Raw genomic sequence first — 16,009 nt, forward strand, 5'->3', positions numbered from 1 at the left:
TGCGGCGCTTGCCGCGCTTTCAAGGAAACGTCGGGCGCACGTGGTTCTTCATGCCGACGGAAGTCGCGCTTGGTGGCCTTGCGCGAAGTGGTCGTCTGGGCGGCGCTCCGAAAAACGCCGACCCGTTTTTTCGCCCGGAAGGAAGCCGTTCGTGAGACGCCATCTCCCGGGTGGCTCGCGGGAAGCGAAAGGTCCCGGGCGCGCTACAACCAGCCGTGCCGGTCGAGCACGTGGTGCACGGCGTCGATGCGCGCGCCGACGTCCGGAAATTCCATCAGCTTCTGCCGCGCGCGCAGGTCGAGCGGCAGCAGTTCCGCGAGACGGTTCGACACCCAGCTCGGATCGTCGAGGTGGAACGGTTCACCGAACGGCATTTTCTCCGGATCGGACTTCTTCAGCGCGTGGATGATGCGCTCGAGCACCTCGGCGCACGAGCCGAACTGCGCGAGCGTCTGCTCGCCTTCGAGCGGGATGTCGTCGGGCAGCGGTTCCGCGATGCCGACCAGCAGCCCGTTGCCTTCGACGCGATACGACAGCAGCTCGAAACGCTGCGTGCCGACCGCCTGCAGGTACAGCATGCCGAATTCACCTGTATCGCATTCGGTGATGCGCGCCATGCAGCCGATGGTCTCGGGCACCGACACCGCGCCGTCCTGCGCGACTTCCGGTCCGCTCTTCAGCAGGCATACGCCGAACGGTGCGTTGTCGCGCAGGCACGCGCGGGACATGTCGAGATAGCGTGCCTCGAACACCTTGAGCGGGAGCAGGCCCCCCGGAAACAGCACCGTGTGCAGCGGGAAGAGCGGCAGGTCGATCAGGGTGGTCGATAGGGAGGACATGGCGCGCTGATGAAGGGGCGGGCGTCGCTAGGGTCGGTCGACCTCGGAGACGAGCCGCGACGACGCGTCGACATCCACTGGCGCATCACGATGCCGCACGATCACGTTCGCCTCGTGCGCAAGGCGCGCGGCGAGCGTTTCCGCGATGAACACCGACCGATGCTGCCCGCCCGTGCAGCCGATGGCGACGGTCAGGTAGCTGCGGTTGTCATCGCGGAAGTGCGGCAGCCATTTCATCAGGAACGCATGGATGTCGTCGATCATCTGGTGGACGATCGGCAGTGCGTCGAGAAAGGCGATAACCGGCTGGTCGAGCCCGGTGAGCGGGCGCAACTCGTGGTCGTAGTACGGATTCGGCAGCGCGCGCACGTCGAACATCAGGTCGGCGTCGAGCGGCACGCCGCGCTTGAAGCCGAACGATTCGAACATCACCATCAGGTCGTTGTTCTTCTGCTCGATGAAGCGCTTGACCCACGTACGCAGCGCGTTCGCGCGCAGCGTGCTCGTGTCGATCTGGTGGCCGAATTCGGCGAGCGGCGCGACGAGATGGCGTTCGCGCTCGATCGCTTCCTCGAGCGACGACAGCAGGCCGACGTCCGCGTCGTGCGACAGCGAGCCGGACAGCGGGTGGCGGCGGCGCGTTTCGGAGAAGCGCTGGATCAGCGCCTGGGTGCTCGCGTTGAGGAACAGCACGCGCACGTCGTGCTCGCGCGACAGGTCGCGGATCAGGCCGGGCATTTCGTCGAGCGACGCGCTCGAGCGCGCGTCGATCGCGACCGCGAGCCGGTGCTGGCCCTCTCCGGCGAGGTAGCGGGCGAGTTCGGGGAGCACGTGCGGCGGCAGGTTGTCGACGCAGTAATAGCCTGCGTCCTCGAGCGCGTTCAGCGCGACGGACTTGCCTGAGCCGGAGATGCCGGTGATGAGGACGATGCGCATGGGAAGCAGTGAATCCTGACGTTTCATCATAGCACCGGCCAGACGCGTCGGCGTTGCGTGGCCGGCGCGTGCGGGTTACACCAGTTTGCCGGGGAACTGACTGTCGGGATCTTGCATCGCGAGTCGTTGCCGATCCATGAAATCGCGCAATGTGTCGATTCCGCGCAACTGCAGGATCGTGTTCCGGACGGCCGCCTCGACGAGCACCGCGAGGTTGCGGCCGGCCGCGACCTGGATCGTGACCTTGCTGATCGGCAAGCCGAGCACGTCGACCGTCTGGCTTTCGAGCGGCAGGCGCTGGAATTCGCCGTCGGGGCGCCGCACGAGCTGGACGATCAGCTTCAGCTTCATTTTCCGCCGCACGGCGGTTTCGCCGAAGATCGTCTTGATGTCGAGCAGGCCGAGGCCGCGCACTTCGAGCAGGTTCTGCAGCAGCGGCGGGCAGCGCCCTTCGACGAAATCGGGGCCAAGTCGGACGAAGTCGACCGCGTCGTCGGCGACGAGGCCGTGGCCGCGGCTGATCAGCTCGAGGCCGAGCTCGCTCTTGCCGAGGCCCGAATCGCCGGTCAGCAGCACGCCCATCCCGAGGATGTCGATGAACACGCCGTGCAGCGTCGCGCGCGGCGCGAGGATGCGCGACATGTAGAGCCGCAGGCTGTCGATCACCGCGGCGGCCGACATCGGCGTCGTGAACAGCGGGGTCGACGAGCGCGTGCAGCGCAGCACGAGTTCGGGCGGCGCCGCGGCGCCGCCGGCGACGACGAGGAACGGCGGTTCGAGCGCGATCAGCTCGGCCATGTGGCGCGAGCGGTCTTCGTCGGTTTGCCGCTGGTAGTAGTCGATTTCGGCTTCGCCGAGCACCTGGATCCGGTTCGGGTGGATCAGGTTCAGGTGGCCGACGAGGTCGGCGCTCGAGGTTGCATTGCCGACGGTGTCGGCCGAAAAGCCGCGCTCCCAGCCTTCATGCCCCGTCAGCCAGCTCAGTTTCAGCGTGGCCGCGTTGTCGTCGAAGATGCTCTGGGCGTTGATGCTGGACGTATCCATGACTCTCGTCACTCCAATGGGCCGGTGCGTGCGCGCGGCGACGGACGTCGCCTTGCCGGGCCGGCGCCGGGCGGCCCTGAACGGCGGCGTGTACCGCCGCGTACGGGAAAATAATCCGCCCGGATCAACTCAAGGTTGCCACTGAGTGAGCAGGCGATGCAACTCGGCGATATCCGTTTCGTTGTGCAGACGCTCGCGCGCGTCGCGATCGGACAGCAGTTGCGCGATTTCCGACAGGATCTCGAGGTGCTGTTGAGTGGCTTGCTCGGGCACGAGCAGGAAGATCAGGAGGCCGACCGGCTGGCCGTCGGGGGCTTCGAACGGGATCGCATCGGCGAGCCGGACGAACGCGGCGAGCGGGTGCTTGAGCCCCTTGATGCGCCCGTGCGGAATCGCGACGCCTTCGCCGAGCCCGGTCGAGCCGAGGCGCTCGCGCGCGAACAGGTTGTCCGTGACGGTGCTGCGGGCGATGCCGTTCTGATTCTCGAACATCAGCCCGGCTTGTTCGAACACGCGTTTCTTGCTGGTGACTGAGAGGTCGATGACGACGTTCTCTATGGGCAGGATTTTGGCTAGGCGATTCATGTTGGCAGGCGATTGGGCGGCCTGGGGTCTCCTTGCGGCGGCAGACTGATTATCCATGTTCGGCGATATCAAGGCGTTCGGCATCGGCAACCTGCAAGGCAGCTACCGCATCCCGCGCCCCCCGGCGATAACCGGAACATTATAGAGCACAGCCGCGTGCGTGGCGCAGCGCGGACGGACCGGTTGCACCACTGCGCGGAGTCGCAAAAAAAACGCCCGGCGAACCGGGCGACGTGTGTGTTGCGGTGAAGGTTACTGCGGCGGCAGTTCGATCTGGTCGATCGACGGTTGAAGCTTGATCGGGTCGTGCGCGTGCGTTTGCAGGCGCTCCATGTGCTTGACGACCTGGCGGTCCAGCTTGTCGATCAGCAGGTCGATCGCTGCATACAGGTTACCGTTCGCACTTTCGACGAAGATGTCCTTGCCCTTCAGGTGCAGGTTGATTTCCGCGCGCTGCTGCTTGTCCTTTTCCTTGTGGTTGTCGACCGAGAGGATCACAGTGCCATCGATCACCTGATCGCTATGCCGTAGCACCCGGTCCAGCTTGGTGATCACGTATTCGCGAATTGCAGGCGTGACTTCGAGATGATGTCCACTGATCTTCAGGTTCATAGTGCTTCTCCAAGCGAGTGACCACCCGGCCGCATCGAGGCGGCGCTCCGGTCGACTTGCCCGTGCCGCACGTGGCGGTGTATCGCGGACAGGTCGCCCGGCCTGTTCCCCGTATGCGCGGTGGCCGGAACACGCCTGCCGCCGGGCAGGCAGCAGGCTTAAAGAGACTTGCGCAGATTCACTGCCGGGATCTTGAGGGCTTCGCGATACTTCGCAACCGTGCGGCGCGCGACCACGAATCCTTGTTCTGCCAGCAGCTCGGCAATGCGGCTGTCCGAAAGTGGCGATTTAGGGTCTTCAGCTCCTATCAGTTGCTTGATGAGGGCTCGGATGGCCGTCGACGAAGCGGCGCCACCGGTGTCGGTCGAGACGTGAGATCCGAAGAAGTACTTAAATTCAAGCGTCCCGAACGGGGTCAGCATGTACTTCCCGGTTGTCACACGGCTGACAGTCGACTCGTGTAGGCCCAGCGTATCAGCTATTTCCCGCAAAACCAAGGGGCGCATGGCAATTTCACCGTGCGCAAAGAAGTTCTTTTGACGCTCGACAATGGCCTGCGCGACACGCAGGATCGTGTCGAATCGCTGCTGGATGTTCTTGATCAGCCAGCGTGCTTCCTGCAGCTGTTGCTTGAGCGAACCGGCCGACGGATCGCCGCGGCTGTTGCGCAGGATGTTCGCGTAGAGGTTGTTGATCCGCAGGCGCGGCACGACCTCCGGATTGAGCTCCGCGAGCCATCCCTGGCCGACCTTCTTCACCATGATGTCGGGCACGACGTAGTCGGCCTCGGCCTTGCCGTATGCGGCGCCAGGGAACGGCTCCAGCGAACGGATCAGCGAGTGCGCGTCGCGCAGCGCGTCGTCGCTTGCCTTCAGGTGCTTGCGCAGCCGCGTGAAGTCACGGGCGGCGAGCAGTTCGAGATGCTGCGACACGATCTCGAGCGCGAGCGTGCGGGTTGGGGACGGATCGAGGCGCAGCAACTGCAGCTTCAGGCATTCGGATGCCGAGCGGGCACCGACCCCGGCCGGGTCGAAGCTGTGCAGCAGCGCGAGCGCCGCGTTCAGTTCGTCGCAGTCGATCTCCAGCTCGGGCGGCAGGTCGGCGAGCACTTCGTCGAGCGTGGCGGTCAGGTAGCCGTCGTCGTCGAGCGATTCGATCAGGAACATCACGAGCGCGCGATCGCGCGGGCCGGCCTGCGTGACGCGCAACTGCGCGGACAGGTGGTCGCGCAGCGACGTCGCCGCTTCCTGCACCTGCAGCGGCGGGAGGTCGTCGTCGTCGGATGCGCCGCTCGAGCGGCCGAACTCGTCGAGGTTCCACTGCGGGCCGTCGTTGCCGTCGCCGGAGCCGTAACCGTCGTATTCGTCCGCGCCCGCCGGCTCATCGCGCTCGGCGCGGTCGCTCGACGAACTGCTGCTGTTCGTCGCGGTGGGCTCGGTGTTCTGCGCGGGAGGCGTCTGCGCGATCAACGATCCGTCCGCTGCGACGCGCAGCGGGCTCGCGATCCATTCGTCGTCGTTCTCGAGCAGCGGGTTCTGCGCGACGGCCATCGCGACTTCCTGTTGCAATTCGAGCGTCGACAACTGCAGGAGCCGGATCGACTGCTGTAGCTGGGGCGTCAGCGCCAGATGTTGCGACAGGCGGAGTTGAAGGCTGGCTTTCATGGCAAGGAGGGAGTCATACCGGCAGTTTGCCACGACCCAGGCGCGTTGAGCCATCCGCGATTACGCGCGGCGCGCCGCCCGGCCGCGGGCATGGCCGCGAAGCGGGGCGCGGCCCCGCGCGGCGACGCCGGGCGGGGTGCAGCCAGCCACGAGGAAGAGTTACATCCGGAAGTGTTCGCCGAGGTACACGCGGCGCACGCTTTCGTTTTCGATGATTTCGCTCGGTGCGCCGGCGGCAAGCACCGAGCCGTCGCTGATGATGTAGGCGTGGTCGCAGATGCCGAGCGTTTCGCGGACGTTGTGATCGGTAATCAGCACGCCGATGTTGCGCTGCTTCAGGAACTTGACGATCTTCTGGATCTCGAGCACCGCGATCGGGTCGACGCCGGCGAACGGTTCGTCGAGCAGGATGAAGTTCGGGTTGGTGGCCAGCGCGCGCGCGATTTCGACCCGGCGCCGCTCACCGCCCGACAGCGACAGCGCGGGGTTCTCGCGCAGGTGACCGATCTGCAGCTCGTCGAGCAGTGCTTCGGCACGCGACGTGATCGCGTCCTTCGACAGCCGCTTGCCGTCTTCGCCGTGCTGCAGCTCGAGCACCGCGCGGATGTTTTCCTCGACGGTCAGCTTGCGGAACACGGACGCTTCCTGCGGCAGGTACGACAGGCCGAGCGATGCGCGCTTGTGGATCGGCAGCAGGCTGATCGAGCTGCCGTTCAGCGAGATCTCGCCCGCGTCGAGCGGCACCAGGCCGACGATCATGTAGAACGACGTGGTCTTGCCGGCGCCGTTCGGGCCGAGCAGGCCGACGACTTCGCCGCTCTTCACGTCGAGCGACACGTCCTTGACGACCGTGCGCGAGCCGTAGCGCTTCTTCAGGTTGCGAACGACGAGCGAGCTCGTCGTGCCGGCCGGCTGGCGGTTCGGTAGCGCGTTCATTGGCCCGGCGCTCCCTGGATCGTGGTCGACGGCGACAGCTTTGCCGGCGCGCCGTTCAGCGGCGCGGGACCGCCGTTCTTCGGCGACAGCATCGCGCGCACGCGGCCGTTCGGGTTGCCCGGCGCGGCGACGTCCTTGCCGCCCTTCGCGGTGTAGAAGTCGCGCTGGCCGTCGTACGTGATCACGCTGCCGTGCACGGTATCGGCGATGGTCGACGTACCCTGCAGGCGGCGCACGGTCGCGGCGGTGGTCAGCGTGGTCAGGTCCTGCTTGCCGTCGTAGTCGATGCGCTCGGCGTCGCCGTCGATGTACTCGTCGAGGCCTTCGCGCTTCTGGCGGAACGTCGCGTGCTTCTTGCCGCTGCCGAACGAAGTGGCGTACTGATAGCCTTCCGGGTCCTGGCGCACTTCGACGCGATCGCCCTTGATGATGATCGTGCCCTTCGTGATCACGACGTTGCCGGTTGCGACCGTGACCTGCTTCAGGTCGTCATAGGTCAGGTTGTCGGCCTCGACGTTGATCGGCTTGCTCTGGTCGGCCTTCTCGGCATGGGCGAGCGGCGCCAGCCCGACCAGCGGGAGCGCCACGAGCGTCGCGGCAAGCGCGGCGCGGACGGCGCGCGCAGCGCCGCCGGAAATCTGTCGAGGGAACGGTTCGTTCATGCAGTCACGTGAGGGATGCGTCACTTGGGTTGACCTTTCGAGCCGCCGGACGTGTCCGCCGCGGCGATCGTGCCGCGCACGTTGCCGTAAAGCTCGATGACCCGGGTGACGTTGTTGTACTTCATGCCGTCGGTCGCGTTGACGAGCGACAGGCCGCGTTGGAGTTTAACCGGCTTTTCGGTCTGGATCACATCGTCATTGACGAAGATCCGGAAATGCTGGGAATCAGCCTGCATCTGTGGATCGCCGCCGCCGGCCGCGCGCAGGATGCGCGCGTTGTCGTACAAGTCGACGATCGACACGTCGCCGTTGACGGTGCCGCGCTTCGAGGTGGTCGTCACGACCGGCTTGCCGGGCTGGAACGCGCGCATGGCCGGATCGGTCAGGTCGCTGTCCTCGGTGTCTTCGTAATGGATCAGCTTCGCGGCCGTCAGCCGGTACTGGGTCGAACCGGACTGGTCGAGCTCGGTGACCGAGAAGTTTTCCGCGAAATAGTCGGGCGTATGGCGCTTCGGCTGCACGGTGCCCTCGCCGGGCGGCGGCAGCGTGGCCTGCAGCAGCCACCAGGTGATGCCCGCGAGCGCGGCGACCGCGGCGAGCGGCAGCAACTGGGTCCAGCGGAAATGCTTGTTCATCCGTCAGGCTCCGCAGGCGGCCGCGAGCAGCGCGTCGTAGCGGCGCTGCGCGCGCAGGATCGCGTCGCAGACTTCGCGAACGGCGCCCTGGCCGCCGCGCGCCTCGGCCACCCAGTGCGCGCGGGCGATCACCTCGGGATGCGCGTTCGCGGGGGCAGTCGCGAAGCCGCAGCGCAGCATCACGGGCAGGTCGGGCCAGTCGTCGCCCATGTAACCGCACTGGTCGGCGGCGAGGCCGAGCGAGGCGATCAGGTCGGTGAACACGGTGAGCTTGTTCTCGACGCCCTGGAACAGGTGTGCGATCTTCATTTCCTTCGCGCGCGCCGTGACGATCTCCGAGCGGCGGCCCGTGATGATCGCGGTCGCGATGCCGGCTTCGCCGAGCAGCTTCACGCCGTGGCCGTCGAGCGAATTGAACGACTTCATCGTGTCGCCGGTCGCGGTAAACAGCAGGCCGCCGTCGGTCAGCACGCCGTCGACGTCGAAAATCATCAGCTTCACGCGGCTCGCGCGTTCGGCCGCAGTCAGCGCTGCGCTCATCAGATCACCTTCTTCGAAAACAGGTCGTGCATGTTCAGCGCGCCGATCAGCACGCCGTCGGCATCGACCACCAGCATCTGGTTGATCCGGTGGCGCTCCATCAGTTCCACGGCTTCGACCGCCAGGTGATCCGGTGCAACCGTGCGCGGGGCGCGTGTCATCACGTCGGTGATCGGCAGCGTGCGGAAGTCGCCGTCGCGCGCGAGCACGCGGCGCAGGTCGCCGTCCGTGAAGATGCCCGCGACCTTGCCGTCGGCGTCGACCACGGCGGTCATGCCGAGGCGCTTCGCGGTGATCTGGAACAGGGCGTCCGACAGCGTCGCGTCGAGCCCGACGGACGGGACGTCGTCGCCCGAGCGCATCACGTCGCGCACGTAGGTGAGCAGACGCCGGCCGAGTGCGCCGCCCGGGTGCGAGCGCGCGAAATCTTCCGAGCCGAAGCCACGCGCGTCGAGCACCGCCACGGCGAGCGCGTCGCCGAGCGCGAGCGCGGCGGTCGTGCTCGCGGTGGGCGCGAGGTTCATCGGGCAGGCCTCTTTCGAGACCGCGGCGTTCAGGTTCACGTCGGCGAGCGTGCCGAGGCTCGATTCCGCACGGCCCGTGATCGCGATCAGCTTCGCGCCGATCCGCTTCACGAGCGGCAGGATCGCCACGAGTTCTTCGGATTCGCCGGAATAGGAGATGCCGATGAAGACGTCGTCGGAGGTGACCATCCCGAGGTCGCCGTGGCTGGCCTCGGCAGGGTGGACGAAGAAGGCCGGCGTACCGGTGCTGGCCAGCGTGGCCGCGATCTTGCGGGCGATATGCCCCGATTTGCCGATACCGGACACCACCACGCGGCCGCGGCAGCCGAGCAGCAGCGCGACGGCCTGGACGAAGCCGCCGTCGAGCTGGTCGCGCAGCGCGCGCACGGCGTCCGCCTCGATGTCGAGCACGTCGCGGGCGAGCGCGAGCGCCCGATCATCATTGATTTTCGCTATCATGCGCGGAGTATAGCAAAGGCGTTTGTTCGCCGCGCCGGGCCTTCGGACTCGTCCGAGGTCGCCTGACCACCGCCACCACCCGCGCCCGCATTGCCGTGGCCCCGACGAACGAGGACGCTTCGCCCGTGATTTCCCCGCTCGAAATGACCCTGCTGCTGCTGCTGGCCTCAGTGGTGGGCGTCGTCGTATTCCGCTCGTTGAACCTGCCGCCGATGCTCGGCTACCTGACCGTCGGCATCCTGGTCGGCCCGCATGCGTTCGGCATCGCGGCAGACCTGGAGCGGGCCGAGCACCTTGCGGAATTCGGCGTGGTGTTCCTGATGTTTTCGATCGGCCTCGAGTTCTCGCTGGCGAAGCTGAGGTCGATGCAGCGGCTCGTATTCGGGCTCGGGTTGCTGCAGGTCGTCGCGACGCTCGTGCTCGCGCTCGTGCTGGGCGCGCTGTTCGAACACTGGGTGCACATCACGTGGCAGGGCAGCATCGCACTCGGCGGCGCGCTCGCGATGTCGTCGACGGCGATCGTGTCGAAGATGCTCGCCGAGCGGCTCGAGATCGAGACCGAGCATGGCCGCAACATCTTCGGCGTGCTGCTGTTCCAGGATCTCGCGGTGGTGCCGCTGCTGATCGTGATCGCCGCGTTCGGCGCCGAATCGTCGAAGGACCTCGCAATCACGCTCGGCTTCGCGGCCGTCAAGATCGTGATCGCGCTCACGCTGCTGCTGGTCATCGGCCAGCGCTTCATGACGCGCTGGCTCAACGTCGTCGCGCGGCGCCGTTCGCAGGAACTGTTCGTGCTGAACCTGCTGCTCGTCACGCTCGGCGCCGCGTTCATCACCGACCGCTTCGGCCTGTCGCTCGCGCTCGGCGCATTCATCGCGGGGATGCTGATCTCCGAGACGCCGTTCCGCCATCAGGTGGAGGAGGACATCAAGCCGTTCCGCGACGTGCTGCTCGGCCTGTTCTTCGTGACGACCGGGATGCTGCTCGATCCGCGGGTGATCTGGGAGCACCCGTTCCTCGTGCTCGGTTTCTTCGTCGGGCAGATCCTGTTCAAGGGGACGATGATCGCCGGGCTCGCGCGGCTGTTCGGCGCGACACCGGGCGTCGCGATGCGCACCGGCATCGGGCTCGCGCAGGCCGGCGAATTCGGCTTCGTGCTGTTGAACCTGATCCTCGACCGCCATCTCGTCGATTCGACGCTGCTGCAGGCGATCCTCGCGTCGATGCTGCTGTCGATGCTCGCGGCGCCGTTCCTGATCCAGAACGCCGACCGGATCGTGATGCGGCTGTCGTCGACCGAATGGATGCAGCAGTCGCTGCAGATGACGCGGATCGCGACGCAAAGCCTCAAGCAGCGCGGCCACGTGATCATCTGCGGCTACGGCCGCGCGGGCCAGAACCTGGCGCGGATGCTCGAACAGGAAGGCATCTCGTACGTCGCGCTCGACCTCGACCCCGATCGCGTGAGCGCGGCCGCGGCGGCCGGCGAATCGGTCGTGTTCGGCGACGCGGCGCGCCGCGAGTCGCTGCTCGCGGCCGGTATCCACCGCGCGGCGGCGGTGGCGATCACCTATGCGAACACGCCGTCCGCGCTGCGCGTGCTGCATCACGTGCACGAACTCGAGCCGACGCTGCCCGCGATCGTGCGTACCGTCGACGATGCCGATCTCGAGAAGCTGCTCGCGGCGGGCGCGACCGAGGTGATTCCGGAAATCGTCGAGGGCAGCCTGATGCTCGCATCGCACACGCTGGTGCTGGTCGGCGTGCCGATGCGCAAGGTCGTGCGGCGCGTCGAGGAAATGCGCGACGAACGCTACAGCCTGCTGCGCGGCTATTTCCGCGGCGCGGACGACGCGGACGACGACGACCACGAGCAGGTGCGGCTACAATCGGTGCCGGTCGATGCGCGCGCGGACGCGGTCGGGCGTTCGCTGGAAGAACTGGGGCTGTATGCACTCGGGCTCGAAGTCACGGCGATCCGCCGGCACGGTATCCGCGGCGTCGAACCCGATCCGCAAACCAAGCTGCGCGCGAGCGACATCGTCGTGCTGCGCGGGCTGCCCGAGGCGCTCGCGCTCGCGGAGGAGCGGCTGTCGCGCCATCGGCGCGATCCGCCAGCCGCGGCTGCCTGAGCCGCGCTTGGTTTGATAACCTGACCCGTATTTATTCGAAACGGTGCCCGATCTTCGCGCACCGTTTTTTTCGGAGAGTTTCATGCCGCATTCGTCGTCGGGCGCACCGCTCGATCCGGTCGCCTTCATCCACAGCCAGATCCGCACGGTGCCCGACTGGCCGCAGCCGGGCGTGATGTTCCGCGACATCACGACGCTGCTGCAGAGCCCGAAGGCGCTGCGCATCCTCGTCGACCTGTTCGTCGAGCGCTATGTCGATGCGAAGCTCGACTACGTCGCGGGCCTCGACGCGCGCGGCTTCATCATCGCGCCGATCGTCGCGTACGAACTGAGCGTCGGCTTCGTGCCGATCCGCAAGGTCGGCAAGCTGCCGTACAAGACACGCTCGGAATCGTACGACCTCGAATACGGCAGTGCGACGGTCGAGATCCATGAAGACGCGTGCCGCCCCGGCGACCGCGTGATCATCATGGACGACCTGATCGCGACCGGCGGCACGATGATGGCGGGGCGCAACCTGCTGCAGCGGCTCGGCGCGGAAGTCGTCGAAGGCGCGGCGATCATCGACCTGCCCGATCTCGGCGGCTCGGCGCTGCTGCGCAACGCGGGACTGCCCGTCTATACCGTCACCGAATTCGCCGGCCACTGAACGCCGGCCCGTCTGAGTTTCCACGTTACGCAGCGAGGTCACGATGCCCAACTTCATGCTGTTTCTCGCCACGTCGATCGCGATCACGTTCGCGCCGGGGCCCGACAACCTGCAGGTGCTCGCACGCGGCATCTCGCAGGGCCGCGCGGCCGGCTTCGTCGCCGCGCTCGGCTTCACGGCCGGGATCCTGTTCCACACGACGCTCGCGGCGCTCGGCGTCGCGGCCGTGCTGCGTTCGTCGCCGGTCGCGTTCCAGATCCTGAAGCTCGCGGGCGCCGCGTACCTCGTATGGATCGGCATCAAGGCGCTGCGCAGCCAGGGCCTCGCGAACGCGCATGAGCGTCCGCCGCAGCCGCTCGGCACGATCTTCCGCCAGAGCGTGATCGGCAACCTGATGAACCCGAAGGTCACGTTGTTCTTCGTCGTGTTCCTGCCGCAGTTCGTCGATCCGCACGGCGCGCAGAGCGTGACGCTGCAGATGTTCGAACTCGGCGCGCTGTTCATGCTGCAGACGGCCGCGGTCTTTTCGCTGTTCGGCGTCGGTGCGGGCATGATCGGCGCGTGGCTGAAGCGCCGCCCGAAGGCCGGCGTGTGGCTCGACCGGATCGCCGGTGCGACGTTCATCGCGATCGGCATCCGCGTCGCGCTGAAGGACTGAGCGCGATGACGTTTCCGTGCATTGCGGCCGCGCGTCGCTTCGATCCGGCCGCGCACCTGCGTTTCGAGATTGCCGGCCAGGCGGTCGGCTGGGTGCGCCGCCAGGACGTCGCGATGCTCGCCCGGTGGCCCGACGTGTTCGAGCTGACCGATGCGCGCGTCGTGCTGTCGGCGCGCTACGACTCGGTCGACGCACGCAGCATGGCGCTGGCGAGCGCGATCGGCGCGCTCGCGGCCGAAGGCGCGATTCCCGGCTGGCGCGACGAGATCTACGCGATCCGCAACCGCTTCGACGATCCGCCGCTCGCGTACATCGAGCGCGCCGCGTCGCGCTTCTTCGGTACGCAGACTTACGCGGTGCATCTGAACGGCATCGTAGAATGTGCGGTTGCGCCGGGCGAGCCGTCCGCCGCGACTGTCCCGCAGATGTGGCTCGGCCGCCGCAGCGAGACCAAGGCAACCGACCCCGGCATGCTCGACAACGTCGTCGCGGGCGGGATCGGCTGGGGCCTGGGCGTTCACGAGACGCTCGCGAAGGAATGCTGGGAAGAAGCCGGCATTCCGCCTGAACTGGCCGCGCGCGCGATCGCGGGTCGCGCTGTGCAGGTGCTGAACTCGCTGCCGGAAGGCACGCAATCCGAACTGATCTTCGTGTACGACCTGCCGCTGCCGCGCGATTTCGCGCCGCGCAACCAGGACGGCGAAGTGGCCGAGCACCTGCTGGCCGGCGTGCCCGAGGTGATCGGCTGGCTGCGCGCCGGCCGCGCGACGATGGATGCAAGCCTCGCGACGCTCGACACGCTGCTGCGCCACCGCTGGATCCCGGCGGCCGACGCGGCAGGCATCGACGCACTGTTCGCACCGGCCGCGTGACGCGTGCCGCGCGCAGCCTGGCGGCGCGAACGGGCAATTTGACGAATACGGAAACGAAGGGAGTAGCGGTCATGCCGACCGATCACAGCTTTATCTTGAAACTGTCGTGCCCCGACCGGCACGGCATCGTCCATGCGGTTTCGGGCTTCCTGTTCGAGCGCAGCAACAACATCCTCGATTCGGCTCAGTTCGGCGACAGCCGCACCAGCGAATTCTTCATGCGCGTGCACTTCGAGCAGGATGGCGGCGGCGCGGATGCCGCGACGGCGCTCGACACGCTGCGCCGGGAGTTCGCGCCGCTCGCCGAGCAGTTCGCGATGCGCTGGGAGCTGCATGACGCGGCCGTGAAGCCGCGTGTCGTGATCATGGTGTCGAAGATCGGCCACTGCCTGAACGACCTGCTGTTCCGCTATCGCACCGGCCAGCTGCCGATCGAGATTCCGGCGATCGTGTCGAACCACAAGGAGTTCTACCAGCTCGCCGCGAGCTACAACATTCCGTTCCATCACTTCCCGCTGATCGGCGGTTCGTCCGATGCCGCGAAGGCCGCGCAGGAAGCGCGCGTGCTGGAAGTGATCGACGAGCACCAGGCGGATCTCGTCGTGCTCGCGCGCTACATGCAGATCCTGTCGCCGAACATGTGCAAGCAGCTCGCGGGCCGCGCGATCAACATCCACCATTCGTTCCTGCCGAGCTTCAAGGGCGCGAAGCCTTACTACCAGGCGTTCGACCGCGGCGTGAAGCTGATCGGTGCGACCGCGCACTACGTGACGACCGATCTCGACGAAGGTCCGATCATCGAGCAGGAAGTCGAGCGCGTCGACCACAGCATGACGCCCGACCAGCTGACCGCGATCGGCCGCGACGTCGAATGCGTGACGCTTGCGCGCGCGGTGAAGTGGCACGTCGAGCACCGGATCGTGCTGAACGGGACGAAGACGGTCGTGTTCCGCTGATTCGTCGGGCGCCGGACAAACCGGCTCCCACAAGCAAAAACGCCGCGCCCTTCACGGGGCGCGGCGTTTTTTTTATCGCTTCCGATGCGCGGGCTGCTTCAGATCAGCCGCAGCAGGTACAGCTCGCGCTTCAGGTACGCATAGAAGATCGGTGCGGCGATCACGCCCGGCAGCCCGAATGCGGCTTCCATGATCAGCATCGCGAGCAGCAGCTCCCATGCGCGCGACTCGATCTGGCCGCCGATGATCTTCGCGTTCAGGAAGTATTCGAGCTTGTGGATGATCACGAGGAACGCCAGCGACGCGATCGCGGTGCCCATGCTGACCGACATCGACACGGCGACGATCAGCGTGTTCGAGATCAGGTTGCCGATCACGGGCAACAGGCCGACGATGAACGTGACGAGCACGAGCGTTTTCGACAGCGGCAGCCGCTCGTGGAAGATCGGCAGCGCGACGAGCAGGTAGATGCCGGTGAACACCGCGTTGATCGCGGAGATCTTGATCTGCGCGAACACGATCCGGCGGAATGCGTCGGAGAAGCGCGACACGCGCGTGACGAGCGCCGTGGACAGCGGCCGGCGCACCTTGCCGTGTTCGACGCCGATCGCGATCATCGCGCCGATGATCATCCCGAACAGCACATGGCCGAAACCGCGCGCGACGCTCTTGCCGCTTTGCTGGAGCTGGTCCATGTGCGTGTGCATCAGCACGGTGGCCTTCGCCTTCATCTGCTCGACGTCGACCGGCAGCAGGTTCGCGATCCAGGTGGGCGTGCGCGCACGGGTCTGCTCGACGATCTGCATCAGCTGGCCGAGCAGGCTTTGCAGGTTCGGCACCGTGTGCTCGAAGTGTTCGATGATGCCGATCGTCAGGCCCGTCAGCCCGCCGACGATCGCGATCGCCAGCAGCACGACGGCGACCCAGCGCGCGCGCATGCTGGTGGTGTGGCGTTCGATCACGGGGGCGATCGTGTGGATCAGCTGGTAGACGAGCAGGCCGGCCAGCAGCCCGCCGAGCAGCTTGAGTTCGATCACGAGCCACATGGCAAGGATCGCGAACACATAGCTGCCGATCTCGAGTGCCGACAGCTTCGGCAGGCTGAAATCGCTCGTCAGCCGCACACTGCGCAGGTGCGGTTCGCGATTCTGCGCATCGCGAGACGAGTCTGGTTGCTTCTCCATCGTGGATTCCTGTCGTTCGTGTGTCATGCCGCGGAATGCGAGGCAGAGCCGTGTTCGCCCGGCGCCGCACCGGATTGGTGCGTACGGCGAACCTTACGACCGTAAAGTATAGCCGCCATTAT

General features: G+C 66.6%; 17 protein-coding genes. 5 read left to right on the forward strand and 12 right to left on the reverse strand.

The features are described 5' to 3' along the window. Positions 1 to 203: 203 nt before the first annotated feature. The 11 genes from G3N93_RS18285 to kdsD all read right to left on the reverse strand — a co-directional run bounded on the left by G3N93_RS18285 (position 204) and on the right by kdsD (position 9,436). Positions 204 to 839 (reverse strand): LON peptidase substrate-binding domain-containing protein, encoded by a 636-nt coding sequence (locus G3N93_RS18285; RefSeq protein WP_174937841.1) that lies wholly within the window; start codon positions 837 to 839, stop codon positions 204 to 206. Positions 840 to 866: 27 nt separating this feature from the next. Beyond that, positions 867 to 1,775 (reverse strand): RNase adapter RapZ, encoded by a 909-nt coding sequence (gene rapZ, locus G3N93_RS18290; RefSeq protein ID WP_041492961.1) that lies wholly within the window; start codon positions 1,773 to 1,775, stop codon positions 867 to 869. A 75-nt stretch (positions 1,776 to 1,850) separates the two neighbouring features. Continuing rightward, positions 1,851 to 2,819, reverse strand: a complete 969-nt coding sequence (gene hprK, locus G3N93_RS18295; RefSeq protein WP_011353227.1) for an HPr(Ser) kinase/phosphatase — start codon at positions 2,817 to 2,819, stop codon at positions 1,851 to 1,853. Positions 2,820 to 2,948: 129 nt separating this feature from the next. Beyond that, positions 2,949 to 3,488 carry a PTS sugar transporter subunit IIA gene (locus tag G3N93_RS18300; RefSeq protein ID WP_011353226.1) on the reverse strand — a complete coding sequence of 180 codons (540 nt, stop codon included), beginning with the start codon at positions 3,486 to 3,488 and terminating at the stop codon, positions 2,949 to 2,951. 168 nt (positions 3,489 to 3,656) lie between these two features. Next, positions 3,657 to 4,016, reverse strand: a complete 360-nt coding sequence (gene hpf / locus G3N93_RS18305; RefSeq protein ID WP_006477786.1) for a ribosome hibernation-promoting factor, HPF/YfiA family — start codon at positions 4,014 to 4,016, stop codon at positions 3,657 to 3,659. Between the two features lie 158 nt (positions 4,017 to 4,174). Beyond that, positions 4,175 to 5,680, reverse strand: a complete 1,506-nt coding sequence (locus tag G3N93_RS18310) for an RNA polymerase factor sigma-54 (RefSeq protein WP_174945063.1) — start codon at positions 5,678 to 5,680, stop codon at positions 4,175 to 4,177. 159 nt (positions 5,681 to 5,839) lie between these two features. Beyond that, the gene (gene lptB / locus G3N93_RS18315; RefSeq protein WP_174937845.1) at positions 5,840 to 6,616 is read right to left on the reverse strand and encodes an LPS export ABC transporter ATP-binding protein; all 777 of its coding nucleotides are present in this window, start codon (positions 6,614 to 6,616) and stop codon (positions 5,840 to 5,842) included. Next, complete coding sequence (lptA, locus tag G3N93_RS18320) at positions 6,613 to 7,278, reverse strand: lipopolysaccharide transport periplasmic protein LptA (RefSeq protein ID WP_166965034.1); 666 nt, start codon at positions 7,276 to 7,278, stop codon at positions 6,613 to 6,615. The genes lptB and lptA overlap by 4 nt, the downstream gene beginning before the upstream one ends. Positions 7,279 to 7,298: 20 nt before the next feature. After that, positions 7,299 to 7,913 (reverse strand): LPS export ABC transporter periplasmic protein LptC, encoded by a 615-nt coding sequence (lptC, locus tag G3N93_RS18325; protein WP_174937847.1) that lies wholly within the window; start codon positions 7,911 to 7,913, stop codon positions 7,299 to 7,301. Between the two features lie 3 nt (positions 7,914 to 7,916). Beyond that, on the reverse strand, positions 7,917 to 8,453 hold the full coding sequence (locus G3N93_RS18330; protein ID WP_206133652.1) for an HAD family hydrolase: 537 nt from the start codon (positions 8,451 to 8,453) through the stop codon (positions 7,917 to 7,919). Continuing rightward, positions 8,453 to 9,436 (reverse strand): arabinose 5-phosphate isomerase KdsD, encoded by a 984-nt coding sequence (gene kdsD, locus G3N93_RS18335; protein WP_174937849.1) that lies wholly within the window; start codon positions 9,434 to 9,436, stop codon positions 8,453 to 8,455. Before kdsD ends, G3N93_RS18330 begins: the two co-directional genes overlap by 1 nt. Positions 9,437 to 9,561: 125 nt before the next feature. On the opposite strand from kdsD, the gene G3N93_RS18340 reads away from it, so the two are divergent. The 5 genes from G3N93_RS18340 (at position 9,562) to purU (ending at position 14,703) form a co-directional block, all read left to right on the forward strand. Next, positions 9,562 to 11,568: a monovalent cation:proton antiporter family protein gene (locus G3N93_RS18340; RefSeq protein ID WP_174937850.1), complete on the forward strand. Its 2,007-nt coding sequence runs from the start codon at positions 9,562 to 9,564 to the stop codon at positions 11,566 to 11,568. An 82-nt stretch (positions 11,569 to 11,650) separates the two neighbouring features. Continuing rightward, positions 11,651 to 12,217: an adenine phosphoribosyltransferase gene (locus G3N93_RS18345; protein WP_011353218.1), complete on the forward strand. Its 567-nt coding sequence runs from the start codon at positions 11,651 to 11,653 to the stop codon at positions 12,215 to 12,217. A 43-nt stretch (positions 12,218 to 12,260) separates the two neighbouring features. After that, positions 12,261 to 12,875, forward strand: coding sequence for a LysE family translocator (locus G3N93_RS18350; protein WP_174937852.1), 615 nt, complete (start codon positions 12,261 to 12,263; stop codon positions 12,873 to 12,875). Positions 12,876 to 12,880: 5 nt separating this feature from the next. Beyond that, complete coding sequence (locus tag G3N93_RS18355; RefSeq protein ID WP_174937854.1) at positions 12,881 to 13,747, forward strand: NUDIX hydrolase family protein; 867 nt, start codon at positions 12,881 to 12,883, stop codon at positions 13,745 to 13,747. A 71-nt stretch (positions 13,748 to 13,818) separates the two neighbouring features. Further along, entirely contained in the window at positions 13,819 to 14,703 is an 885-nt protein-coding gene (purU, locus tag G3N93_RS18360; protein ID WP_174937856.1) for a formyltetrahydrofolate deformylase, read from the forward strand. Positions 14,704 to 14,801: 98 nt separating this feature from the next. Here purU and G3N93_RS18365 read toward each other — a convergent pair whose 3' ends face one another. Next, a complete protein-coding gene (locus G3N93_RS18365) occupies positions 14,802 to 15,887 on the reverse strand; it encodes an AI-2E family transporter (protein WP_174937858.1) in 1,086 nt (361 codons plus the stop codon). Positions 15,888 to 16,009: the final 122 nt, after the last annotated feature.

The sequence above is a fragment of the Burkholderia sp. Se-20378 genome (genome assembly GCF_017104665.1).
Classification (GTDB): Bacteria; Pseudomonadota; Gammaproteobacteria; order Burkholderiales; family Burkholderiaceae; genus Burkholderia; species Burkholderia lata.